This window comes from Cupriavidus laharis (genome assembly GCF_914271435.1).
Lineage (GTDB): Bacteria > Pseudomonadota > Gammaproteobacteria > Burkholderiales > Burkholderiaceae > Cupriavidus > Cupriavidus laharis.
This window is the reverse complement of the sequence record NZ_CAJZAI010000025.1, coordinates 45,782-52,290: the sequence shown is the minus strand read 5'-3', so window position 1 is coordinate 52,290 and position 6,509 is coordinate 45,782. Positions and strand designations below refer to the sequence as shown.

Below are 6,509 nucleotides of genomic sequence, written 5' to 3'. Positions count from 1 at the left end.
CAGGATGTCATAGCCGCGGTAGTGCAGGTCATTGCCGGTACGGCCGACCGTGCACAGCGCGGTATTGCCGGCGGTCACGCCCGACAGGGCAACGGATTTCTTGGGCTTCGGGGTGACGATCGCTTGTGCTTCGGACATCAGGTTCTCCTTGTGAGGTGCGGGTCGGCTGGCCTTACTTGGCCTTGCCCTGGGCAAACAGGGCGTCGAGTTTCTGTTCGTAGGCGTGGTAGCCGATGCTCTCATAGAGTTCGGCGCGAGTCTGCATGGTCTCGACCACGTTCTTCTGGGTGCCGTCGCGGCGGATGGCGGTGTAGACGTTCTCGGCGGCCTTGTTCATCGCGCGGAAGGCCGACAGCGGGTACAGGACCATCGACACGCCGGAGCCGGCCAGTTCGTCGGTGGTGAACAGCGGCGTGGCGCCGAATTCGGTGATGTTGGCCAGCACCGGCACCTTCACCGCGTCAACGAACTTGCGGTACATGGCCAGGTCCGTCATGGCTTCCGGGAAGATGGCATCGGCGCCAGCCTCGACGCACGCCACGGCGCGCTCGATGGCGCTTTCCAGGCCTTCCACGGCCAGCGCGTCGGTGCGCGCCATGATCACGAAGTTCTCGTCGGTACGGGCATCCACGGCGGCCTTGATGCGGTCCACCATCTCGGTCTGCGTGACGATTTCCTTGTTCGGGCGATGGCCGCAGCGCTTGGCGCCAACCTGGTCTTCGATGTGCATGGCGCCGGCGCCTGCCTTGATCAGCGAACGCGTAGTACGGGCCACGTTGAAGGCCGACGAGCCGAAGCCGGTGTCGACATCGACCAGTAGCGGCACATCGCACACATCGCTGATGCGGCGCACGTCGATCAGCACGTCTTCCAGGCCAGAGATGCCCAGGTCGGGCAGGCCCAGCGAGCCTGCGGCCACGCCGCCGCCCGAGAGGTAGATCGCACGGTAGCCGGCGCGCTTGGCCAGCAGGGCGTGGTTGGCGTTGATGGTGCCCACCACCTGCAGCGGGTGCTCTTCGGCCAGGGCCTGGCGGAAGCGGGCGCCGGCCGAGCGGGCCAGGTCGGAAGCGGAATAGGTCGTCATGATGGCGGTGTCTCGTTTTCAGGCAATTGAAAGAACGGGGCCATTACCGCAAAGGGTGTGCCAGCCAAGCTCCGTCTCCGGAAAAATGCGTTTAACCTATTGATATCATTGACTATCTCAATGCGATGGGTGGGCGACGACACGCATTTCAGCTTGCGTTATTCCATGATTGCATTGCGCGGGCGCAATTTGCATTTCATCATTGAAATTCAATCAGGTCACGCGCACAATAGCAGCACTTTACGCCTGAAGCACCATGCCACCCCCAGTAACCCCTCCCGGCCTGCCGCGCATCTGGGCGCTCGGCATCAGCCGCCTGCAGCGCGCTTTTGCCGAGCTGATCCCCGCCTATTCCCACCTTGCCGAGTTCCGCATCGTCGGGCGAGCCTACGATTCCGCGGCCGACGCCATCCGGCGCGAGGCGCGCGAAGGCAAGCTCGATGTCGTCGTGTCGGGCGGCTCCAACGGCGCCTACCTGCGCCAGCACGTGGATGTGCCGGTGGTGCTGGTCAAGGTGACGGGTTTCGACGTGATGAGCGCGCTGGCGACGGCTCGGCGTATTTCGCCCCATGTGGCGCTGGTGACGCATGCGTCCACATATGCGGAGGTGGACGAGTTCACGCGCGCGTTTTCGCTGTCGATTCCGGCCTACACCTACCTGACCGAGGACGATGCCACCGCACGCGTCCAGACGCTCAAGCAGGAGGGTGTGAAGGTGGTGGTAGGCCCGGGGCTGGTGACGGACCTGGCGGACCGCCTCGGCCTGATCGGCGTCTTCTTGTACTCCGGCAATTCCGTGCGGATGGCGCTCGAAGATGCGATCGAGGCGGCGCGCCTGCGGCGCATCGAGTCAGGGCGGCGCGACTATGTGAACAACATCCTCGCGCACCTCAACGAGGGCGTGGCGGCCGTCGACGGAGAAGGGCGCATCCAGTCGTTCAACCCGGCGATGGAGCGTTTCCTCGGCACGCCCGCCGCGAGCGCGGTCGGGCGCAAGCTGCAGGCGCTGTCACCGGGCCTGTCGCTGGACGACGTGATCCAGAGCGGCGCGAAGGAACTCGAAGCGATCCAGAAGGTGGGCGACCGCATGGTGGTGGTCAACCGTATCCCGCTGGTCAACGAGTCCGGCACGACGGGCGCGCTGCTGACGCTGCAGGACGCCACGGCGATCCAGCGCGTGGACCGCAACCTGCGCTCGCGCAGCCGCACGCGGCTGCCGGGCGTGCGCTACAGCCTGGAAGACCTGGCTGGCACCTCGGCCGCCATGACGCATCTGCGCGAACTGGCGCGCCGCTACGCGGCGGTCGATTCGACCGTGCTGATCGGTGGCGAGAGCGGTACCGGCAAGGAGGTGCTTGCCCAGGGCATGCACGACGCGAGTCCGCGCCGCGCGTTCCCGTTCGTGGCGGTCAATTGCGCGGCGTTCCCCGAGGCGCTGCTGGAAAGCGAACTGTTCGGCTACGAGGAGGGTGCCTTCACCGGCGCGCGGCGCGGCGGCAAGGCGGGCCTGTTCGAGTCGGCGCACAACGGGACACTGTTCCTGGACGAAGTCGGCGACATGCCGCCCGCGCTGCAGACACGCCTGCTGCGCGTGCTGCAGGAAAAGCAGGTGCTGCCGATCGGCGGGCTCGAGGCCGTGCCGGTCAATGTGCGCGTGATCGCCGCCACGCACCGGGACCTCGCGCAGCGCGTGCGCGAAGGCAGCTTCCGTCAGGATCTTTACTACCGCCTGAATATCCTGCGCATCGAGGTGCCGCCATTGCGCGAGCGCGCCGAAGACCTGCCGGAGCTGTCCGATCTGCTCTACCGGCGTGCGCTCGAACGATTGGGGCTCGAGCATCAGGAAGGCCTGCCTGAAGTGGCCCGCACCCGCCTGGCCGGCTACCACTGGCCAGGCAACATCCGGGAGCTGGAAAACGTGACCGAGCGCATTGCCGTGCTGGTGGCCGGCCGCCCGCTGGAGCCTGTCGAAATGTTGAGCGAACTGCACTCGGCGGTACCCGAATTGTTTGGCGATGAAGGCGAAGCGCCCGAGGCGCAAGTTGCCGTCGACGTACCGGCACAGGAGCCCGCGCGCGGTGGCCGGCAGCGCCGTGTCAGCCGTTCGCTGGCCGGCGTCGCGCAGGCGAGCGAGGCCGAGCATATCCGTCGCGTGCTGGCCGAGTGCGGTGGCGACCGCAACGCGGCGTGCCACATCCTGGGGATCAGCCCGACCACGCTGTGGCGCCGGCTCAGGGCCGCCTGAGGGCGTCCGGCCACCGCCTCAGGCCGGCGTCTTGCGGAACGCAATCGCGAAGCGGTTCCACGTGTTGATGGCGGCTATCAGCAGCGTGAGGTTGACCAGCTCGGCATCCTCGAAATGCGGGCGCACGGCTTCCCACACCACGTCCGGCACATGGTCCTGCGACACCAGCGTCACAGCCTCGGTCCACGCCAGCGCAGCACGCTCGCGGCCTGTGAAGAACAGGGTTTCGCGCCACACCGACAGGGTGGCCAGGCGGCGGTCGTCTTCGCCGCCCTTGCGCGCATCGCTCGTGTGCATGTCGATGCAGTAGGCGCAGCCGTTGATCTGCGAGGCGCGCAAGCGCACCAGTTCGACCAGCGGCTTTTCCAGCCCGCTCTTGCCGATCTGCTCTTCCAGCCCCATGACGGCCTTGATGGCGGCCGGGCTGGCCTTATAGAAATCCAGACGTTGTTGCATCGCTTCTTCCTGTTCGGTGTGTCGGTATCTGTTGCGCGGTGCCGCGCAGGGCGCCGCCACGGGAACAAGAGTAGGACGCGAGGTGGTTATCTGAAATGGCCGATTCTCAGGAATTTCTGGTAACCAGCGAATATGGGCTGCCAGCGATGCTACAGCGTACGTTCAGGCGGTACCCCGGTGCTGGCCGGCGAGGACGTTTGCCAGCCGGCCTAGTCCGGTATGGATCGCGGCGACGCCAATGCCGCCGTAGCCGAACAGCAGGCCCGGTCGCGGTGCCTCGCTCGCAAACATGCCGGCCGTGCCGTAAAGCCCGACTGACTCCGCCGCTGCCCGCCGGATCACATCGGCTTCGTCGTGCGGCGCCCGGAGCACCGCCACGAGATGAATGCCTGCCGCGCACGGAAGCGGCGTGAGCCACGGTGCCAGGTCGCCGCGCAGGTGTTCCAGCAGCGCGGTACGGCGCGCAGCGTACTCCTTGTGCATGCGCCGCAGGTGCTTGGCGAAATAGCCATCGAGCATGAACTTCGCCAATGCTGTCTGGGTCATGGTGCAGCTATGCCAGTCGCCCACCTGCTTGGCCCGGCGCAGCGCGAGGCCGAGCGGAGCCGGCGGAATGACATAGCCCACGCGAAGCTCCGGAAAAATGGTTTTGGAGAAGGTCCCCACGTAGGCCACCACGCCCGCCGTGTCCAGGCTCTTGAGCGACTCCATGGGCCGGCCTTCGAAGCGGAATTCGCTGTCGTAGTCGTCTTCTGCCACCAGCACGCCATGGCGTTGCGCCCATTCCAGCAGGGCCAGACGGCGTTCCAGACTCATGGGCATGCCCAGCGGAAACTGGTGTGATGGCGTGACGTAGACCATCCTGGCATTGGCCGGCAGCGCGTCGACAACCAGGCCTTCCTCATCCACGGGCACCGGCACCACCTGTGCGCCAAGCACCGCGAAAATGATGCGCGCCGGTGGATAGCCCGGGTCTTCCATGGCGATCACGTCGCCGGGGCGCAGGGCAATCCTTGCCAGCAGGTCCAGCGCCTGCTGCGCGCCTTGCGTGATGATGACATCCTGCCAGTCGCTGACCACGGCGCGGCTGAAGGCCAGGTAGCGCGCTACGGCCAGGCGCAACTCCTGTTCACCGGCCGGGTCGTGGTAGGCGCCGCGTCCGCGTGCCTGCACGCGCAGCGCGTGGCTCACGCAGCGGCGCCACTGGTCGAATGGAAACAGTCCCTTGTCGGTCACGCCGCCGACGAAGTCATAGGCCGGCGGCGTGACCGTCGGCGTCATCGGCAACGCGCCCTCCATTGCCTCCCAGATCGCCCCCATTGCCGGTGACGTGGCTGGCTTGGGCGGCGGCGGTGCCAGCCGCGTCATGGCATCTGCCACGAAGGTGCCATCGCCGGCGCGCGAGCGCAGGTAGCCCTCGGCGATCAGCTGCTCGAACACGTCGAGCGTGGTCTTGCGCGAGACGCCGAGCTGCAGTGCCAGTTTGCGCGTGGACGGCAGGCGCTGGCCGGGCGCGAGGCGGCCATCCATGACGCCAGCGCGCAGTTGGCGGTAAATCTGGCCGGCGAGGCCCTGGCGGCCGTGGATTGTGAGGTGGACATCCATGAGAGGTCTGGCATGCAGGCTGTTTGTGCAGGGCGCGAGCCGTGTAGCCGCCGGCGCGGGCGACGGGACGCCCGACTAGCCTGCATGCGATGCCGCGCGCGCGAACGGTGCAGGCACCAGCCCCTTTCCTGCCAGCCAATCCTGATTGAAGAGCCGTCCGAAGTAAAGGTCGCCGCGGTCGCAGAGCAGCGTGACAATGGTATGCCCTGGTCCCATTTCGCGCGCCAGCGCGACTGCCGCTGCGACGTTGATGCCCGTGGACCCGCCCAGGAACAGCCCCTCCTCGCGCAACAGGCGATAGACCATGTCGACGCAGGCCTGGTCGTCGACCCGCACGGCGTCGTCGATCATGGTGTCCTGCAGGTTCGCAGTGATGCGGCTGGAGCCGATGCCCTCGGTGATCGAATTGCCTTCCGACTTCAGTTCGTGGTGCTTGACGAAGTGGTACAGGCTGCTGCCATAAGGATCGGCCAGCACGATGCGCACATGCGGGCTGCGCTCCTTCAGGAAGCGCGAGACGCCCGCTAGCGAGCCGCCGGTGCCAGTGGCGCAGACGAACGCGTCGATACGGCCGGCGGTGTCGTGCCAGATTTCCGGCCCGGTGGTTTCGTAATGGGCCTGGCGGTTGGCGAGATTGTCGAACTGGTTGGCCCAGATGGCGTTTTCGGTCTGCTCCGCGAGCCGGCCGGCAATTTTCTGGTAGTTGTCGGGGTCGGCGTACGGCTTTGCCGGGACGGCCCGTACCTCGGCGCCCAGCATGCGCAGGCGCTCCATCTTCTCCGGGGACTGGGTATCGGGAATGACCACGATGCAGCGGTAGCCGCGCGCTGCGCAGATGTGCGCCAGGCCGATGCCGGTATTGCCGGCGGTGCCTTCGACGACCGTGCCGCCCGGCCGGAGCGTGCCGCGGCGTTCGGCGTCACGGATGATGTAGAGCGCCGCGCGGTCCTTGACCGAGCCGCCGGGATTCAGGAATTCCGCCTTGCCGTAGATGTCGCAGCCCGTCGCGGCGCTCAGGCCGCCGAGCCGGATCAGCGGCGTGTGTCCGACCGTGCCGACAAAACCATCCCTGACATCCATGGCGCACTCCTGCCACGCCCCGCTGGGGTTGGGGCGTCA

Annotated in this window: 5 protein-coding genes and 1 pseudogene; 1 reads left to right on the top strand and 5 read right to left on the bottom strand. The window is 66.8% G+C overall.

Annotated elements, in window-relative coordinates; translation table 11 throughout:
* Both LDO29_RS26635 and prpB read right to left on the bottom strand, forming a co-directional pair.
* Positions 1–138: pseudogene (locus LDO29_RS26635) on the bottom strand (2-methylcitrate synthase); the annotation flags it as partial.
* 34 nt (positions 139–172) lie between these two features.
* Positions 173–1,084, bottom strand: coding sequence for a methylisocitrate lyase (gene prpB / locus LDO29_RS26630; RefSeq protein WP_224082737.1), 912 nt, complete (start codon positions 1,082–1,084; stop codon positions 173–175).
* A 256-nt stretch (positions 1,085–1,340) separates the two neighbouring features.
* On the opposite strand from prpB, the gene prpR reads away from it, so the two are divergent.
* On the top strand, positions 1,341–3,329 hold the full coding sequence (gene prpR / locus LDO29_RS26625) for a propionate catabolism operon regulatory protein PrpR (protein WP_224082736.1): 1,989 nt from the start codon (positions 1,341–1,343) through the stop codon (positions 3,327–3,329).
* 18 nt (positions 3,330–3,347) lie between these two features.
* Here prpR and LDO29_RS26620 read toward each other — a convergent pair whose 3' ends face one another.
* The 3 genes from LDO29_RS26620 to LDO29_RS26610 form a co-directional block, all read right to left on the bottom strand.
* Positions 3,348–3,785, bottom strand: a complete 438-nt coding sequence (locus LDO29_RS26620) for a carboxymuconolactone decarboxylase family protein (RefSeq protein ID WP_224082735.1) — start codon at positions 3,783–3,785, stop codon at positions 3,348–3,350.
* A 162-nt stretch (positions 3,786–3,947) separates the two neighbouring features.
* Positions 3,948–5,390 (bottom strand): MocR-like pyridoxine biosynthesis transcription factor PdxR, encoded by a 1,443-nt coding sequence (gene pdxR / locus LDO29_RS26615; RefSeq protein WP_224082734.1) that lies wholly within the window; start codon positions 5,388–5,390, stop codon positions 3,948–3,950.
* 75 nt (positions 5,391–5,465) lie between these two features.
* Positions 5,466–6,470: a cysteine synthase A gene (locus LDO29_RS26610; RefSeq protein ID WP_224082733.1), complete on the bottom strand. Its 1,005-nt coding sequence runs from the start codon at positions 6,468–6,470 to the stop codon at positions 5,466–5,468.
* Between the last annotated feature and the right edge of the window lie 39 nt (positions 6,471–6,509).

What these genes read in the sequence shown, in the direction of transcription:
- LDO29_RS26610 (WP_224082733.1), bottom strand. Translation starts at nt 6,470, where the DNA reads ATGGATGTCAGGGATGGTTTTGTCGGCACGGTCGGACACACGCCGCTG.
- prpR (WP_224082736.1), top strand. Translation starts at nt 1,341, where the DNA reads ATGCCACCCCCAGTAACCCCTCCCGGCCTGCCGCGCATCTGGGCGCTC.
- pdxR (WP_224082734.1), bottom strand. Translation starts at nt 5,390, where the DNA reads ATGGATGTCCACCTCACAATCCACGGCCGCCAGGGCCTCGCCGGCCAG.
- LDO29_RS26620 (WP_224082735.1), bottom strand. Translation starts at nt 3,785, where the DNA reads ATGCAACAACGTCTGGATTTCTATAAGGCCAGCCCGGCCGCCATCAAG.
- prpB (WP_224082737.1), bottom strand. Translation starts at nt 1,084, where the DNA reads ATGACGACCTATTCCGCTTCCGACCTGGCCCGCTCGGCCGGCGCCCGC.